This window comes from Lentzea sp. NPDC003310 (assembly GCF_040610935.1).
In the GTDB taxonomy this organism is placed as follows: Bacteria; Actinomycetota; Actinomycetes; order Mycobacteriales; family Pseudonocardiaceae; genus Lentzea.
This window is the reverse complement of the sequence record NZ_JBEXNC010000001.1, coordinates 176,342-192,398: the sequence shown is the minus strand read 5'-3', so window position 1 is coordinate 192,398 and position 16,057 is coordinate 176,342. Positions and strand designations below refer to the sequence as shown.

Here is a 16,057-nt window from a genome sequence, read left to right as displayed (position 1 = left end):
GGCGTCAAGCGCCGCTGCGTCGGGCGAGCCGCTGCTGGAGGAGGACGGCGACCACGATGATCGCGCCCTTCGCGACGGCCTGGGCGGAGATGGAGAGGTTGTTCAGGGTGAAGACGTTCGACAGCGTGGTGAAGATCAGGACGCCGAAGACGGTGCCGGCGATCGTCCCGCGGCCACCGGAGAGCAGCGTCCCGCCGATCACGACCGCGGCGATCGCGTCGAGCTCGTAGAGGCCGCCGTGCGTGGCGCTGCCGGTGGTGGTGCGGGCGATGAGCATGACGGCGGCGAGACCGCAGCACAGGCCGAGCAGCGTGTAGAGCATGACGGTGTGCCGCCGGACGTCGATGCCCGCGAGCCGGGCCGCCTCGGGGTTGCCGCCGACCGCGAACGTGCGGCGCCCGAACGTGGTGCGGTTCAACAGGACCCAGCCGCCGACGGCGACGAGCGCGAAGATCACCACGAGCACCGGCACCCCGAGCACCGAGGCGTCGAAGAACGCGGCGAAGCCCGGCACGTTCACGATCTGCGTCTTGCGGTTGGAGATGATCTCGGCGAGACCGCGTGCGGCGGCGAGGCTCGCCAGGGTCGCGATGAACGCGACGACCCGTCCGTAGGCGATGAGCGCGCCGTTGACGAGGCCGCACGCACCACCCACCAGCAACGCCGTGAACACCATGACGATCCAGTGCGAGTCGTTCGCGATCCCTTGTGTGGCGAGCGTGGTGGCCCACACCGAGGACAGCGCGACGATCGCGCCGACGGACAGGTCGATCCCGCCGCCGGTGATCACGAACGTCATGCCGATGCTCACGACCCCGATCACGGCCGCGAGCCGCAGGATGGTGAGCAGGTTGTCGACGTCGGCGAAGCGGTCCCCCGCCGTGACGACGCCGCCCAGGCACAACAGGACCAGGGCGACCACGAGACCGGTGTTGCGCCCGGCCGCGGAGCCGAGCAGCGCCGAGAGGCCCGACTCCTTCTTCGCGACCGGAGCGGTGCTCTGCGCGGACAAGGCGGTGTCCTCGCTCATGCGGCGTGTCCTTCCATGACCAGGTCGAGGACCCGGGACTCGTCGATCTCGTCGGCCGGTCCGTCGTGGACGACCCGGCCCTCGCGCACCACCAGCACCCGGTCGGCGAGGCCGAGGACCTCCTCGACGTCGCTCGACACGACGACCACGGCCACGCCGGTGTCGGCCAGTGCGCGGATCAGTTCGTAGATCTCGCTGCGGGCGCCCACGTCCACGCCGCGGGTGGGTTCGTCCAGCAGCAGCACCCGGCACTCGCGCAGCAGCCACCGCGCGAGGACGACCTTCTGCTGGTTGCCGCCGGACAACCCGCGCACCACGCGGTCGACCCCGGCGGGCCGGACGTCGAGCGACTCGGTGAGCTGGCGCGACCGGGCGCGTTCGGCGCGGTCGTCGAGGAAACCGAAGCGGGCGAACGCCGACATGGAGGAGACGGTGATGTTGCGGAACACGGCCTGGTCCAGCAACAGGCCCTGGCTCTTGCGCTCCTCCGGGCACAGCCCCATGCCCGCGCGCACGGCCACCCCGACGCTGCCGCGCCGCAGCTTCCGGCCGTCCACCTCGACGGTGCCCTCGGCCGCCCGGCGCGCGCCGTAGATCGTCTCCAGGATCTCCGACCGCCCCGAGCCGACGAGCCCGGCGAGCCCGACCACCTCACCGGCGCGGACCGTGAGGTCCACGCCGGTGAAACGGTCGCCGTCGGCCAGTCCGCGCACCACCAGCACCTCGGGTGCGGCCGGGTCCACCGGGTTCCGCTGCGGGAACACGTTGTCCAGCACGCGTCCGGTCATCAGCGCGATCAGCTCGGAGGTCTTCACCTCGCGAGCGGGCAGACCGGTCGCGACCGTGCGGCCGTCCTTGAGGACGGTCACCCGGTCGCCGATCTCCCTGATCTCCGCCAGCCGGTGCGAGATGTAGATCACCGCCACCCCCTGGGCGGTGAGCTCCCTGATGACGCCGAACAGGACCCGCACCTCGTCGGGGTCCAGCACGGCCGACGGCTCGTCCATGATCAGCAGCTGCCCGTCCAGCGACAGCGCCCGCGCCATGCTGACGACCTGCTGGTGCGCCACGGACAACCGGCCCACGTCGCGGTCCGGCGAGATGTCGCGGTGCCCCAGCCGGTCGAGCAGCGCGCGGGTCCGGCGCCGCGCCTCGCCCCGGCGGCTGAAGCCCGCCGTGGACAGTTCGTGACCGAGGAACACGTTGTCCGCCACGGACAACCCGGCCACGAGGTCGAGCTCCTGGTAGATGGCGGCCACGCCGCTGCGCATCGCCGCGGTCGGGTTGCCGAACTCCACGACCTCGCCGCGCCAACGGATCTCGCCCTCGTCGGGGCGGTGCGCGCCGGCCAGCACCTTGATGAGCGTGGACTTGCCGGCGCCGTTCTGGCCGAGCAGGCAGTGCACCTCTCCCGCGCGGACGTCGAAGTCCACCCCGCCCAGCGCCGTCACGCCGGGGAAGCGCTTGACCACGCCCTGGACGGACAGCAGCGCGGGTGAGCTCACCATTGAGTCCTCCGGGGTCCGGCAACCGTTGTGCCAGAAGGGATTGCGATCCAACTGGTGAGTGACGCTAATGAGACGGCCCGCCCTCGTACAAGACTGGCGGGGTGGCACATAAACGCCAAAGTTCTGCTTGACCGGAGCCTCCACAAGTGGTCGACAATCAGTCGACGTCCACTCGGCACCATGGGCCATGACCAAGGACCGCGAACTAGTCAGACTGACCAGCGGGGACCCGCGCCGCGACGCCCGGCTGGTCGAGCTCCAGGTGCCGAGAGGCCCCGACGACATCAGGTCCGAGGCGCGCCGGGACCGGGACCGCATCCTCTACTCCGTCGCGTGGCGGCGGCTGGGCGGCGTGACGCAGGTGGTGACGCCGTTCGAGGACATGGCGTTGATGCACAACAGGCTCACGCATTCGGAGAAGGTCGCCCAGGTGGCGCGCAGCATCGCCGAACGCCTCCTGCACGAGAAGGACGCGCGCTCGTTGATCGTCCGGCTCGGCGGCATCGACGCGGACGTGGTGGAGGCCGCCGCGCTCGCGCACGACCTCGGCCACCCGCCGTTCGGGCACATCGGCGAGATCACGCTCGACAAGGCGGCACGCCGCACGTTGAAGCTGCCGGACGGCTTCGAGGGCAACGCGCAGACCTTCCGCACCGTGCTGCGCGGCGAGACCCGCAGCAGCGACTACCCCGGCCTGAACCTCACCTGCGCCACGCTGGTCGCGATCGCCAAGTACCCGTGGCAGCGCGACCCGACGCTGAAGGACGACCACCGCGACAAGCTGAAGTCCGACGCCGAGTACCGCAGGCGCTGGCGGAAGTTCAGCGTCTACCGCTCGGAGGCGGAGGCGTTCCGGCGAGCGCGCGGGTTCCTGAAGGGCATCGAGGGGTTCCTCCCCGACACCCAGTCGCTCGAGGCCTCCATCATGGACGTCGCGGACGACATCACCTACGCGATCCACGACCTGGAGGACTTCTACCTCGCCGGCATCCTCGACGTGCGCGCGGTGCTGGACGAACTGCGCGTCGGCGACTCGGACGGCCTGCTCAAGAGGCTCCAGGAGCGACTGCTCATCGACTACCCCGACTACTTCAGCGCGGACCTGTTCGCCAAGGCGGTCGAGGTCGTGAAGAAGGAGCTGAAGGACTCGTTCTCCGCGAAGAACAACGGCGGCCTGCAGACCGTCGGCCGAGCCCGCTCCGCCGGGTCGAAGCTGATCGGCAAGTACATCAACGCCGTCGAGATCCGCGAAGGGGTGTTCTGGGAGCACGGTCCGTACATCGCCCTGCGCGCCGACGCGTGGCACGAGGTCCAGCTGCTCAAGAAGATCACGAAGAACTTCGTGGTGAAGCGTCCGGACATCGCCCTGCTGCAACGGGGTCAGCAGCAGCTCCTGCGCGAGCTCGTCCGGTCCCTGCTGAGGTGGAAGAACTCCAAGGCCGACGCCAAGCGCCTGCCGCGCAGGCTGCGCGACGAGATCGACATGTGCGGGCCGGGGGACAACCCCAACCGCTGCATCCTCGACTACATCTGCACGCTGACCGACGGCCAGTGCTACGCCCTCTACTACAAGCTGACCGGGTCGAGGCCCGCCGCCTCCGCCATGGACTTCTTCCTCTGAGAGGAGCCTGTCGCGGAAGCCGACCCGCTAGTAGCGTCCCGGTCATGAGACGACTGCTCACCGTCGCGTTGTCGTTCCTCCTGGTGATCACCGCCGCCCACCCCGCGGTGGCCACCGGCGGCGGCGACCAGCCGCTGCCCGGCTACACGATCGTCAACCCGCCGCTCGCCCCGGCCACGGTCGGCGGCAAGCCGACCAGGGTGTTGCAGGGCGTGCACAGCCACGCCGGCTACATCATCGAGGTGCCGCCGCGCTGGAACGGCCGCCTCGCGCTGTGGGCGCACGGCTACCGCGGCACCGGCAAGGTGCTCACGGTCGACGCACCTCCGTACGGGCTGCGGCAGCGCTGGCTCGACGAGGGGTACGCGTGGGCCGCGTCGTCCTACTACAGCAACGCCTACGACGTGCGAGCCGGCGTCACGACGACCCGTGAGCTCGCGTCGCTGTTCGGCCGGAAGGTGCAGCGGCCGTCGAAGGTCTTCCTCGCCGGGGTGTCGATGGGCGGGCACGTCATCGCCCGGTCGCTGGAGCAGTACCCCGGCTTCTACGCGGGCGCGCTGCCGATGTGCGGTGTCGTCGGCGACCACGAGCTGTTCGACTACTTCCTGGACTTCCACCTGGTCGCGCAGGCGATCACCGGCATCCGGGCCTACCCGCTGCCGCCGGACTACGCCACGACCGTGGTCCCGCGCATCAAGGCCGCGCTGACCGACGAGACCCAGTTCAAGGCCGTCGTCGCCACCCTGTCCGGCGGCGCGCGTCCCGGCACCGACGCGGCCTACGCCTACTGGCGGGACTTCCTGTTCGGGCTCGTCACGAACGTCGAGAGCTCCCGCCTCGCGGAGAACCCGATCCAGATCGCCACGAACCTCACCACCCGCTACCGGCCGAACGCCCCGGTGGACCTGAACAGGACCGTGCAGCGCGTGAAGCCCGCCAACGTCCAGGCCCGCCACACGTGGGGACTCACCGAGATCCCGGCCGTGCAGGGCCTGCCGAGCGCGCCGGTCGTGTCGCTGCACGGGCTCGGCGACCTGTTCGTGCCGTTCTCGATGGAACAGGACTACCGCGACGACACCGCCCGGTTCGGCCGCTCCCACCTGCTGGTGCAGCGCGCGATCAGGACGGTCGACCACTGCGAGTTCTCCGCCGCCGAGGTGGGCACCGCGTGGAGCGACCTGACCGCGTGGGTGGACCGGGGGAAGCGGCCGGCCGGGGACGACGTGCGCCGGACGGACGACCCGCGGTTCGGGTGCCGGTTCAGCGACCGGCAGGCCGTCGGCGGGACGAGGGCGGCCTACCCCGCCTGCTGACACCGTCACGGTGACCTGCGAGTTCGAGATCCACCAGCCCGACACCGTCTGACCAGGCCCGCTCAGGGCTTGGCCAGACGGACCAGGAAGCCGGGGTGGTCGGTGTAGCGCAACGAGTACTTCTGGGTGCTCACGAAGGAGAAGTCACCGGAGAACACGACGTGCTGGACGCTGCCGTCCCCCTTGCGCACGTGGCCGGGCGGGACGCACTTCTGGGCGTTCTCCGGGTCCGACGTGTCGTACTCCAGGTTGAAGTCGCCCCCGACCACCGTCCGGCCGCTGATCCCCTCCGCCGCCCTGATGCCCGGGACCACGTCGAAGAGCAGCGACCGGCACTGCGCCAGCGCGACCGGTTCGCTGGAGGCCGACAGGTGCGTCGCGCAGGCCAGGTGCGCTCCGACCGCGTGGACGCACGCGTAGGTGCGCTGCTCGTTCCCGGAGTCCTGGCTCGCGTACCTCCCGGTCCACGTCTTCACGCCCCGGTAGCTCGCCGCCGCCACCCGGCCGATCACGGCGTTGCCGTAGTCCTGGCCGTTCACGCACTTCACGGGCGCGCCGGTGTCCCCGCGCAGGGCGGGCGCGAAGAACTGGTAGATCGCGTCACCGGGCCAGGCCGCGGCCATCGCCGGTGCGAGCCGGTCCGGCACGTCGCCCCGGCAGATCTCGTTCACCGTCACGAGGTCCGGCCGCACCTGCCCGATCAGCGCGGCCGCCTCGGGAACCGAACGGCCCTGCTCGTAGCAGCCCGCGATCCCGCTGTTGCACAGGTTGAGCTGCAGTTCCCAGAACCGTTCGGCCGCCGCCGCACCGGGTGCGGGGACCACCACCACGCCCGCCACCACCGCGAGCACCGCCGTCATCTGCTTCCACATCAGGCCGACGGTAGGGACCGCGCGGGCGCGGCGACACCTCTTGCGGCCCAACGCAAAGCCTCAGGCGGGTGGCGCCAGCACCACCACCGAGTTGTGGCCGCCCATGCCGAGCGACGACTTGATCGTGAGACCGTCCCGCAGCGGCGTGGGCCCGTCCAGCAGCCCGGGGTGCGCCGGCGCGACCACCGGGGAGGCCGGGATGATGCCCGTGTCGTACGCCATCGCGGTCACCGCGACCTCGATCGCGGACGCCGCGCCCTGGCAGTGGCCGGTCAGCGGTTTCACGGAGTAGATCCCGGTACCGGGCCTGAAGAGCTCGTCCAGCACGGCGGCCTCGGCGGTGTCGCACTGGGCGGTGCCCGGTCCGTGCGCGTTCAGGTAGCGGATGTCCGCCGCGCTCACGCCGGCGTTGTCGAGCGCGTCGGTGAAGCACGCGGTGACCTGGTCGAGCCGCGGGTCGATCGACGTCACGTGGTAGGCGTCGTGGGACATCGCGCCGCCGAGCGTGAGGGCGTACGGGTTGACCGCGTCGCGCGAGAGGACGAACGCCACCGAGGCCTCGCCCATCACGAACCCCCTGCTGCCCTGCTGGAACGGGCGGCACGCGTCGAGCGGTTCGGCGTCCACGATGGCCACGCCGAGGCGTACGAAATGGGAGACGTTCTCCGGGGTGAGCGAAAGATCAGTCGCGACGAACACCACGTCGTCGACGATTCCCGCGTCCAGCCAGGCTTTCGCCGTGATCAGTCCGGCGTTGCCGGACGCGCACATCGCCGAAACGTTCATCGCAGGGCCGTGGAAACCGTATTCCTGCATGAACGTCGACATGGGAGTCGACGGCATCAGCGCGAGGTAGTCGTGCACGGGTAACTCGCCACCGCGCGTGACGTAGAACTCGCGCCAGAGGTCCACCTCGCCCAGCACGACGGCGTGCAGCAGGCCGACCCTGCGGCCGGGACGCCAGCCGCGCGCGCCCGCGTCGTCGATCGCCTCCCGCGCGGCGGCCCGCATGGCCCGGGCGAACCGGCTCGGCCCGTCGACCGGGTCACCGCCCTCGGCGACGTAGGCGGCCCAGACGGTGTCGCCGGGGAAACGGTTGAGTTCCGGAACGATCGACGCGGCGGGTGTGCCGCTGATCAGTCCCTCCCAGAGCGACCGGCGGTTCCACCCGTACGCGCTGACCACGCCTATTCCGCAAATGCCCATACTTCGCGCGACCATAACCAGCTCCCCCACAACCGAGGGCCGACACCTCTTCGACAAAGGATAACGGTGTAAACCATCGTGCGGAACGGCAGTCGAACATCCACAATGGACAGTCAGAACCGAACCCTGATCACCGCGCGGTCCCGCCGACCGGATATAACGGCTCACCACGTGCACGCCAGACGGATGCGGCTCTGGCCGAGTGTGTAGTAGGACATCACAGTGCCAACACCCGGATCTGGGGGCCGAGACTTGAGTGGCTTGATCGGAGACGCCGGGTTCGACCAGGACCTGCTGGTCGAGCTCGCGCTCTCGGTCGGGGCCGCCGTCGTGTGGTGGCTCGACCTCGGCACCGGCCGGCTGGGCTGGATGCCGGGACTCGACACGGTCATCGGCGTCCCCGGCGCGGACGAGGACGCCGTGCGCGCCCGGCTCGCCGAGCTGACCGCACCGCTGACGGTCGCGGTGGAGACGGCCGACTGGCAGGACTTCGAGCTGGAGCAGCCGCTCGAGACCACGCTCGGCACCCGCTGGCTGCAGTTCCGGGCGCGCGTCTCGACCCACGACTCCGGGAAGGCGCTCGTCGGCGTCGTCGCGGACGTGACCCGGCGCCACCACCAGCAGCAGGAGCTCGCGGACCTCGCCGACCGGTACCGGCTGCTGGTCGACCTCTCCCCCGACGCGATCGTCGTCCACGAGGCCGGGCTGCTGGTGTACGCGAACCCGGCGGCGGTGCGGTTCGTGCGGGCGCAGTCCGAGTCGGACGTCCTCGGGCGTCCGATCACCGACTTCGTGCACCCGCACTCGCAGCAGGACATGCTGCAGCGGATCTCGAAGCTGACCGAGCCGGGCGCGGCGAGCGATCCCTCGGACGCGGTGCTGGTCCGGTTCGACGGCGGCACCACCGACATCGAGTCGGTCTCGGTGCGCACCACCTGGGAGGGCAGGCCCGCGTTCCAGGTGATCATGCGGGACGTCACCGAGCAGAAGGCGGCCGCGGCGGCGTTGCGCTACCAGGCCGCCCTGGCCGCGCACGTGAGCGACGCGCTGATCGCGACCACCGCCGACGGCGTGGTGACGAGCTGGAACCGCAGCGCGGAGAACGTCTACGGCCGGCGCGCCGCCGAGGCGATCGGGCAGCCCATCGCGCGGGTCGTGGGCTCGCCGCTCGATCCGGTGGACGTGCTGGAGTCCGGTGGCGTGGTGCACGCGCTGCACCGGCGTTCCGACGGCGGCACGCTGGCCGTGCGGGTGTCGGTCGCGCGGATGGACGACGGGTACGTGCTGGTCTGCGCGGACGAGACCGCGCGCCGCCGGGCCGAGCACCACTTCACGGCGGTGGTCGCCGCCATCGAGGAGGGCGTGCTGGTGGTCGGGCCGACGGGCCTCGTCGAGTCCGTGAACCCCGCCGCCGAACGGATCCTCGGCGTGCGCGCGCAGGAGGTGATCGGCCAGCCCGCGTCGCTCGCGGAGCTGCACGACGAGTCCGGCCAGCCGATCCCGCGGTCGGAGTACGCCTCGGCCATCACCCGGTCCACCGGCCGGGCGCAGCACGGCCGGATCCTGCGGTCGCTGCGACCGGACGGCAGTCACGTCTGGCTGTCGCTGAGCGCCCGCGCGCTCTCCCCGGACGGCATGCTGCCGTCCGCCACGGTCGTGTCGTTCACGGACATCACCGAGCGCCGCATGATCGACAGCCAGCTGGAGCACGAGGCGACGCACGACGCGTTGACCGGTCTGTGCAACCGCACGGTGACGATCAACCGGCTCAGCCCCGCCGCCCGCGCCCACCGGTCGGGCCTCACCGCGGTCCTGTTCATCGACCTGGACAAGTTCAAGGTCATCAACGACTCGCTCGGCCACACCACGGGCGACGAGGTGCTGCGCGTCGTCGGCTCCCGGCTGAGCCGCAGCTCGCGGCGCGGCGACGTCGTCGGCAGGCTCGGCGGCGACGAGTTCACCGTCATCGCCTACGGCGTCACGGGCCCGGACGAGGCGACCACGCTCGCCGACCACGTCCGGGCCGAGCTCAACCGCCCGATCACGGTGGACGGCCGGCAGCTGCACGTCGACGCGAGCGTCGGCATCGTGCTGGCCGAGGCCGGCGATCCCCGCGGCGGCTCCGACCTGCTGCGCGACGCCGACCTCGCGATGTACCACGCGAAGACGAAGGGCCGCGGCCGCGTCGCGTTCTTCGACGTGGAGCTGCGCGAACGCATCCAGCGCCGCCTGCAGCTGGAGCAGGACCTGCGCACCGCCCCGCTGGGCGACCAGCTGTGGGTCGCCTACCAGCCGATCGTCGACCTCCGGACGAACGAGCGCACCGCCGTCGAGGGCCTGCTGCGCTGGACGCACCCGCGCTACGGCCTCATCTCCCCGGTGGAGTTCATCCCGCTGGCCGAGGAGAGCGATCTCATCAACATCATCGGGGCGCACATGCTGCACTCCGCCACCCGCGAGATCGCCGAGCTGGCACCGAGCCTGGAGCTCACCGTCAACCTGTCGGCCCGCCAGCTCGACGACCCGTGGCTCGTCTCGGCCGTCCGCCACGCCACCCACCAGGCGGGTCTCGACCCGAGCTCGTTGTGCCTGGAGATCACCGAGAGCGCCCTGACCCGCGACCCGGCCCTGGCCGCCCGCACCCTCGCCGCGTTGCGCGAACTCGGCGTCCGGCTCGCGATCGACGACTTCGGCACCGGGTACTCGTCCCTCGCGCAGTTGCTCACCCTGCCGCTGGACACGCTCAAGATCGACCGCTCGTTCACGGCGGGCCTCGGCCGGTCCGACGAGGCGGAGGCGATCGTCACGAGCATCATCGCCATGGCGCACGCGGTCGACATGACCGTGATCGCCGAGGGCGTCGAACAGGTGGAGCAGCTCGACATCCTGCGGTCCCTCGGCTGCGACCTCGCGCAGGGCTTCCTGCTGGGAAGGCCGGTGCCGCCCGGTGACCTGTGACGCGGTGGTGTTCCTGGACGTGGACGGCGCGCTCCTGCCGCACGACGGCGCCGACCTGCCGTCGTCGGCGGAGGCCTGGGTCGAGTGGCAGCTGCCGTCCAACCCGCACCTGGCCGCGCTGCGGAAGTCGCACGGCCCGCGCCTGCTCGCCCTGGGCTGCGACCTCGTGTGGGCCACCGCGTGGATGCACGACGCGAACACGGTGATCGCCCCGCTGGTCGGTCTGCCGCCCCTACCGGTCGCCGGACTGCCGGACGCCCCTCTCGTGGACGAGACCGGCGTGCTGCACTGGAAGACGCGGACGCTGGTCGAGACCGCGGCCGAGCGACCGTTCGCCTGGGTGGACGACGAGATCACCGACCTCGACCGCGCGTGGGTGGCGGACCACCACCCCGGCCCGGCCCTGCTGCTGCGGGTCGACTCGGGCACCGGGTGCACCGACGCGGACCTCACCACGCTCGAAGGGTGGCTGCGCGCCCTCTGAGTCCACTGTGGACCGTGACCACTTCCCCGCCGGAGTGGACATCCCGAGGGGCTGGACGGGTGACGTTGATCGGCAAGCGGCCCAACCCGGGCCGTAGGCCTGGATCGGGGGCACCGCTGACCTGACCATCTTCTGCCATGGCGGACGACCTGCACTCCCTGCTGCTGGCCAGACAGAAGACGCTGAGAACCCTGCTCGACGACCTGACCGCGACCGACCCGGGCGACCCGCGCTGGCCCGAGCGCGCCGTCGCCGTGGACACCGGGCTGGCGGAGGTCCTCGACACACGCCGGGACGTCGACGCGGCAAGGCTCGTGATGCTGCACCGGGCTCTCGGCGCGGCCGCCGTCGTGGCGGCGGTCGCGGTGCTCGTCTTCTGGTTCAGCGCCGGGAACGCGGTGCCGGCGGGACTGGCCGTCGTCGTCGGTGCCGGGTTGCTGGTCAGCCCGGCGGTGCGCGGGTCGTGGGAGCCCCAGGCGCGCACGGTGGCGGGGGTCGCCGCGCTGGCCGGGGCACTGGCGACGCCGGCGGTCGGCGGGTGGGCGGTGGTGCTCGTGGTGGCGGGAACCGCTTGGTGGGGCTGGAGGTGGGCGCGGTGAAGAACGACCCGATCCGCGAACTGACGGACACGTCCAACAAGCACGGCGAGCGTCTCGGCTTGATCGAGCGGACCCTCAGCACCAGGCAGGAGAACCTGGGCGAGATCACCCGCCGGATTCGGGACCTGGAGAGGAAGGTCGGCAAGCACACCGTCGAGTCGGCCCTGGACAAGGCCAAAGCGGTCGCCACCGATCTCGCCACGACCAACACCAGGGTGGCCGGGCAGGCCGAGACGATCGCGGAGCTGCGCCGCAACGTGCACGCGCTCGACCGCAGGATCCGGGTGAGCGACCGGCTGCCGCGCGCGGACTTCGACACCTGGCCGGAGATCTCCCCCGACACGATCCGCCTGATCCGCGACGGCCTGGGCGCCACGCCCGTGTCCGAGGCGGAAGTCCTGCAGTCCGAGCAGCGGCTGGCGGAGCAGCAGGAAGAACTCGCGCACTGGGACGCGTCGCTGAAGGCCGCCAGGGAGGCCCTGCTGGCGCTGACCGTGGCAACCACTCTCTCGGAGAAGGTGTGGCGCGGGAACGAACGGACCTGGCGCGCGTTCCGCGTTCGGGGCCTGCGGCCGGCCGACAAGGAGGAGCAGGCACGGCGGCAGCACGACGAGGCGGTGGACGCCCGCAAGACGGCGAAGCTGGCCGCCTCCCTGTCGGAGGAGGCGGACGAGGCCGCCCGTGCCGTGATCCACGACCGGGTCAAGGGAGCGATCGCGCTGGACCACGTGACGCCGCGGTGGTTCGACACCGCGCTCGGCCCGTTCCCGCCCCTGACCCCCGAGCGGATCAGGCCGTGGCTCACCGTGGCCGTGCGGCTGGTCCGCTACCGCCTCCTCGCCGGTTACCACGACTCGGTGCACCCGTACGGCGATCGGCCGGCCGACGAGGCGCTCGGCGCCGAGCACGACCGCGTGGTCCGGGCCTGCGAGGAGCAGCGGCGGTAGGGCGTGCGGCCCTGCGATACTGCCCGTCATGACCAGGGGGATCGGCCATCCGGCAGTGCACTTCCTGCTTTCGCTCGCCGAGCCGGAGGACGCGGTCCTGCTGCGGCGCCGCCTCGGTGTCGGCGAACCGGAGCAGCACGCGGTCGAGCACGCGGTGAAGTGGGTGGCCGGGTTCGGCGCGCCCCGGTCCGTTCTGCTGTGGATGCTCGAGGAGGACGACCCGGCGATCAACGCGGCGGTGTTCGACCACGAGGACACGCCGGACGCGGTGCGGCGGGACATCCTGCGCGGGCGGCCGTTCGGTGCGGCCGGGCAACGGCTGGAGGTGCTCGTGCGCGCCGACGAGCCCGAGATCCCGGTCGGTGCCGCTGGCGTGGTCGGTGAGTTGCGCGCGGCTGCGAAGCTCAAGCGAGCCAGGGCCGCGGCACGTGCCGTAGGGCGCGATGACTGGGACCTGGTCGCGGAGGCCGACGGCGAGGAGCCGTTGCCGGGGTACGCGCGATGGGCGTTGTCCGAGCGGTTCGACTGTCCGCCCGCACTGCGCGCGCAGTTCGGGTCGCACGCCAAGTTCGACCGCCGGTTGTGGGAGGCGGGCGTGGTCGAGCCGGCGGAGTACGCGGAACGAGGCCGGCGGGCGCGGCAGGTGCTCGGGGTGCTGCACTTCGCTCGCGTGCTGTTCCCGCGCCGAGCGCAGGAGGCTGCCGCGGTGCTGGCGCCGCTCGTGCGGTTCGAGGTCGGGGTGGACCCCGACGCGTGGGCGGTCCTGGTGCGGCGGCTGCAGACCTTCGCGGGCACGGTGCCGGAACTCCTGCGGACCAGCGGAGCGATCGCCCGCGGGTGAGATGACGGGCGGCTGGATTCGAACCAGCGTGTCCCTGGCTGTGCAGGCCGGTGCGTCTGCCTCTGCGCTACGACCCGTCGACGCGGATCTTACCGGTGGGCAACGGGGGCGCCGTCAGTCGGCAGGTAACAGGGACGCCGGACACGCATCAACCCGCAGACGACAAGAACACCGAACCTGCGGACAGCAGGAACTCAGGACGCGCCTCGACCGGCGGGCCAGCGGTGCACCGAATCCGCGTCAGCCGGCGGGCTGGCGGTGCACGCTGCGCACCGCCTCCACGTCCGGGTGGACCGGCGGAAGCGCGGGAACCTCGGCGCTCAGCGCGTCGAGCCTGCGCTTCACGCTCCCCGCGATCCCCTTGCTCAGCACGAAACGGGTGGGCGTGACCGCCCGCCGCGCACCGTCGAGCAACCGGTGCGCGGCCTGACTGCCGATCCCCGTGTTGCTCAGCACCAGGTGCCGCAACCCGTGCGGCCCGCTCGCCAGCGCGGCCGCGATCGCGGTCGTCGCATCGGCATCCAGGCGGTTGTCCTCGGCGCCGAGGACCCCGGCGGCCTTGACCCGGCCCAGGTCGCACACCTCGACGCCCGCTCGTGCGGCGGCGGCCACCACCCGTGCGGCCGCCAGGGGGCCGATTCCGTTGCTGGCCAGTGAGATCCGGCGCAGCCTGCCGGGCAGGAGCGCGTCCGCGATGGTGTGCGCGCCCTCGTCGCCCAGTCCCGCGGCGGACACGTACAGCTCGCTCACCGCGTCGGCGGCCAGCAGCGCCGCCAGGTGGGTCGCGCCGGCCGGGCCGAGCGGGTTGCCGCCGACGTAGAGGCGTTCGACGGGCCTGCCCGCGGCCTTGGCGGCGATCACCGCCCCCACGAGCCTGGCCATGGCGGTGGCGTCGAGGCCGGTCTGCACGAGGTCGAGCGTGCGCAGCGACCTCGCCGACTCGACGAGCGCTGCCGCCGCGTCGCCGTCGCCGATCGGGTTGCGCTTCAACCAGATGCCGGTCACCCGGCTCGCCTGCGGTGAGAGTGCGAGGTTGTCCGCCAACCGGCACGCGCCGCCCGCGGTGATCCCGTTGCAGCCCAGGTAAAGCGTCTCGACCTCGCGCTGCACCGCCTCGCCGGCGACGTCGGCCGCGCCGTCGCCCAGGCCGTCGGTGCCCAGCAGCAGGTGCTTGACCACGCCGGGCCGCAGCGCCTGCGCGACCAGTGCCGCGCCCGTCGGGCCCAGGTCCTGCTTGCACAGGTCGAGCCGGCCGTCGGGCAGGGCGGTGCCGGTGGGGAAGTCGAGCCGCTCCCCCGCGGTCGTGCCGGTGCGCAGCCACGCCAGCAGCGGGTCGAGCGGGCTCACCACGCCGCCTCCCGGTAGTCCTTCAGGAACACGCCCGAGACCGGCTCGCCCGCCTCGCCGCGCACGATCGGGTCGTAGATCCGCGCCGCGCCGTCCACGACGTCGAGCGGGGTGCGGAACCCGTCCCGCGCCAGCCTGGCCTTCTTCGGCGCGGGGTTCTCGTCGGTGATCCAGCCGGTGTCGACGGAGCACATGTGGACGCCCTGCTCGGCGAGCTCGGGGCCGCTGGTGCGGGTCAGCATGTTGAGCGCGGCCTTGGCCATGTTCGTGTGCGGGTGGCCGGACGTCTTGTTCCGCACGGCGAACCGCCCCTCGACGGCGGTCACGTTCACGACGTACCGGCGCGGACGCGGCGACGCCAGCAACAACGGCAGCAGCCGGTCGCACAACAACGTCGGCGCGAGCGCGTTGACGAGGTGCGTCTCCAGCACCTCCGCCGCGTCCAGCTCCCCGACCCGCGCCGACCACGAGTTCGCCGGCGCGGTGTCCGGCAGCAACCCGGCCTCGTCGAGCTCCGCGAGCGCCAGCGCGCCACTGCTCTGCTCCAGCGCGAGCACCGGGCTGAACCCCGGCGCCACGAGCGCCCCGCCCGGCAACGCCCCGGCCTCGCCCGCGACCAGCGCGGCATACGCCTCGGGCGGCCGCCGCACGGTCTGCGCGGCGTTGTTGATCAACACGTCGAGCGGCCGGCCGTCCGCGCGCAACGACTCCGCCAGCCCGAGCACCTGCCGCGGGTCGCGCAGGTCGATGCCCACCACCGTCAGGCGGTGCAACCACTCCGCACTCCCCGGCGCGTCCTCGAACCGCCGCCGGGCATCGCGCGGGAAGCGGGTCGTGACGAGCAGCTCGGCCCCGTCGCGCAGCAGCATCAGGGCGACCTGGAAGCCGATCTTCACCCGCCCGCCGGTGAGCAGCGCCCGCCACCCGGTCAGGTCCGTGCGCGCGGTGCGGCGCTCGGTGTTCTCCCGCGCGCAGGCGGGGCAGAGCCGGTGGTAGAACGCGTCGACCTGGCGGTAGACCTCCTTGCACACGTAGCACCGGCGGCCCCGCGTGACCTCCCGCGCCACCTCGTTCCGCACCGGTGGCAGGGGTGCGTCCTCACGCCGGTCGAGCGCGCCCGTCGCGGTCGTGGCGTCGACGGCCGCGTCCGCGAGGGCCTGGTCACCGTCGCGCACCTTCTTGCGGTGCTTGCGGCCCTCGCGGGCGAACGACTCCGCGACCCGTTCGGCGCGGAGCCGCACCGGGTCGTCGGCCGGGAGCGCGCGCAACCGCGCGACGGTCTCGTGGAACGCCGCGAGTTCTGACTCGGTGATGGTGCTGTCCGTCATGGT

The 16,057-nt window shown here is 72.0% G+C and carries 13 protein-coding genes and 1 tRNA gene; 7 read left to right on the top strand and 7 right to left on the bottom strand.

Annotated elements, in window-relative coordinates; all coding sequences use genetic code 11:
- Positions 1 to 4 precede the first annotated feature (4 nt).
- Complete coding sequence (locus ABZX02_RS00910; protein ID WP_355294018.1) at positions 5 to 1,030, bottom strand: ABC transporter permease; 1,026 nt, start codon at positions 1,028 to 1,030, stop codon at positions 5 to 7.
- Positions 1,027 to 2,538: a sugar ABC transporter ATP-binding protein gene (locus ABZX02_RS00905; RefSeq protein WP_355294017.1), complete on the bottom strand. Its 1,512-nt coding sequence runs from the start codon at positions 2,536 to 2,538 to the stop codon at positions 1,027 to 1,029. Before ABZX02_RS00905 ends, ABZX02_RS00910 begins: the two co-directional genes overlap by 4 nt.
- Before the next feature lie 187 nt (positions 2,539 to 2,725).
- Here ABZX02_RS00905 and dgt point away from each other — a divergent pair, with 187 nt between their 5' ends.
- Both dgt and ABZX02_RS00895 read left to right on the top strand, forming a co-directional pair.
- Positions 2,726 to 4,159: a dGTP triphosphohydrolase gene (dgt, locus tag ABZX02_RS00900; protein ID WP_355294016.1), complete on the top strand. Its 1,434-nt coding sequence runs from the start codon at positions 2,726 to 2,728 to the stop codon at positions 4,157 to 4,159.
- A 44-nt stretch (positions 4,160 to 4,203) separates the two neighbouring features.
- A complete protein-coding gene (locus ABZX02_RS00895; RefSeq protein WP_355294015.1) occupies positions 4,204 to 5,472 on the top strand; it encodes a hypothetical protein in 1,269 nt (422 codons plus the stop codon).
- A 62-nt stretch (positions 5,473 to 5,534) separates the two neighbouring features.
- Here the strand turns inward: ABZX02_RS00895 and ABZX02_RS00890 are convergent, their stop codons facing one another.
- A complete protein-coding gene (locus ABZX02_RS00890; RefSeq protein ID WP_355294014.1) occupies positions 5,535 to 6,344 on the bottom strand; it encodes an endonuclease/exonuclease/phosphatase family protein in 810 nt (269 codons plus the stop codon).
- A gap of 60 nt (positions 6,345 to 6,404) precedes the next feature.
- Positions 6,405 to 7,565 carry a beta-ketoacyl synthase N-terminal-like domain-containing protein gene (locus ABZX02_RS00885; RefSeq protein ID WP_355294013.1) on the bottom strand — a complete coding sequence of 387 codons (1,161 nt, stop codon included), beginning with the start codon at positions 7,563 to 7,565 and terminating at the stop codon, positions 6,405 to 6,407.
- 246 nt (positions 7,566 to 7,811) lie between these two features.
- Between ABZX02_RS00885 and ABZX02_RS00880 the strand changes: the two genes are divergently transcribed.
- From ABZX02_RS00880 to ABZX02_RS00860, 5 genes are all read left to right on the top strand, one after another.
- Entirely contained in the window at positions 7,812 to 10,508 is a 2,697-nt protein-coding gene (locus tag ABZX02_RS00880; protein WP_355294012.1) for an EAL domain-containing protein, read from the top strand.
- A complete protein-coding gene (locus ABZX02_RS00875) occupies positions 10,498 to 10,992 on the top strand; it encodes an HAD domain-containing protein (protein ID WP_355294011.1) in 495 nt (164 codons plus the stop codon). The genes ABZX02_RS00880 and ABZX02_RS00875 overlap by 11 nt, the downstream gene beginning before the upstream one ends.
- A gap of 137 nt (positions 10,993 to 11,129) precedes the next feature.
- Positions 11,130 to 11,591, top strand: a complete 462-nt coding sequence (locus ABZX02_RS00870; protein WP_355294010.1) for a hypothetical protein — start codon at positions 11,130 to 11,132, stop codon at positions 11,589 to 11,591.
- Positions 11,588 to 12,538: a hypothetical protein gene (locus ABZX02_RS00865; RefSeq protein WP_355294009.1), complete on the top strand. Its 951-nt coding sequence runs from the start codon at positions 11,588 to 11,590 to the stop codon at positions 12,536 to 12,538. Before ABZX02_RS00870 ends, ABZX02_RS00865 begins: the two co-directional genes overlap by 4 nt.
- Before the next feature lie 28 nt (positions 12,539 to 12,566).
- The gene (locus ABZX02_RS00860) at positions 12,567 to 13,379 is read left to right on the top strand and encodes a hypothetical protein (protein ID WP_355294008.1); all 813 of its coding nucleotides are present in this window, start codon (positions 12,567 to 12,569) and stop codon (positions 13,377 to 13,379) included.
- 2 nt (positions 13,380 to 13,381) lie between these two features.
- Here ABZX02_RS00860 and ABZX02_RS00855 read toward each other — a convergent pair.
- The 3 genes from ABZX02_RS00855 to ABZX02_RS00845 all read right to left on the bottom strand — a co-directional run bounded on the left by ABZX02_RS00855 (position 13,382) and on the right by ABZX02_RS00845 (position 16,054).
- Positions 13,382 to 13,458, bottom strand: a tRNA-Cys gene (locus ABZX02_RS00855).
- A gap of 161 nt (positions 13,459 to 13,619) precedes the next feature.
- Complete coding sequence (locus ABZX02_RS00850; protein WP_355294007.1) at positions 13,620 to 14,729, bottom strand: ribonuclease inhibitor; 1,110 nt, start codon at positions 14,727 to 14,729, stop codon at positions 13,620 to 13,622.
- Positions 14,723 to 16,054 carry an SDR family NAD(P)-dependent oxidoreductase gene (locus ABZX02_RS00845; RefSeq protein ID WP_355294006.1) on the bottom strand — a complete coding sequence of 444 codons (1,332 nt, stop codon included), beginning with the start codon at positions 16,052 to 16,054 and terminating at the stop codon, positions 14,723 to 14,725. Before ABZX02_RS00845 ends, ABZX02_RS00850 begins: the two co-directional genes overlap by 7 nt.
- Positions 16,055 to 16,057 lie beyond the last annotated feature (3 nt).

What these genes read in the sequence shown, in the direction of transcription:
- ABZX02_RS00895 (WP_355294015.1), top strand. Translation starts at nt 4,204, where the DNA reads ATGAGACGACTGCTCACCGTCGCGTTGTCGTTCCTCCTGGTGATCACC.
- ABZX02_RS00845 (WP_355294006.1), bottom strand. Translation starts at nt 16,054, where the DNA reads ATGACGGACAGCACCATCACCGAGTCAGAACTCGCGGCGTTCCACGAG.
- ABZX02_RS00885 (WP_355294013.1), bottom strand. Translation starts at nt 7,565, where the DNA reads ATGGTCGCGCGAAGTATGGGCATTTGCGGAATAGGCGTGGTCAGCGCG.
- ABZX02_RS00870 (WP_355294010.1), top strand. Translation starts at nt 11,130, where the DNA reads ATGGCGGACGACCTGCACTCCCTGCTGCTGGCCAGACAGAAGACGCTG.
- ABZX02_RS00890 (WP_355294014.1), bottom strand. Translation starts at nt 6,344, where the DNA reads ATGTGGAAGCAGATGACGGCGGTGCTCGCGGTGGTGGCGGGCGTGGTG.
- ABZX02_RS00860 (WP_355294008.1), top strand. Translation starts at nt 12,567, where the DNA reads ATGACCAGGGGGATCGGCCATCCGGCAGTGCACTTCCTGCTTTCGCTC.
- dgt (WP_355294016.1), top strand. Translation starts at nt 2,726, where the DNA reads ATGACCAAGGACCGCGAACTAGTCAGACTGACCAGCGGGGACCCGCGC.
- ABZX02_RS00905 (WP_355294017.1), bottom strand. Translation starts at nt 2,538, where the DNA reads ATGGTGAGCTCACCCGCGCTGCTGTCCGTCCAGGGCGTGGTCAAGCGC.
- ABZX02_RS00910 (WP_355294018.1), bottom strand. Translation starts at nt 1,030, where the DNA reads ATGAGCGAGGACACCGCCTTGTCCGCGCAGAGCACCGCTCCGGTCGCG.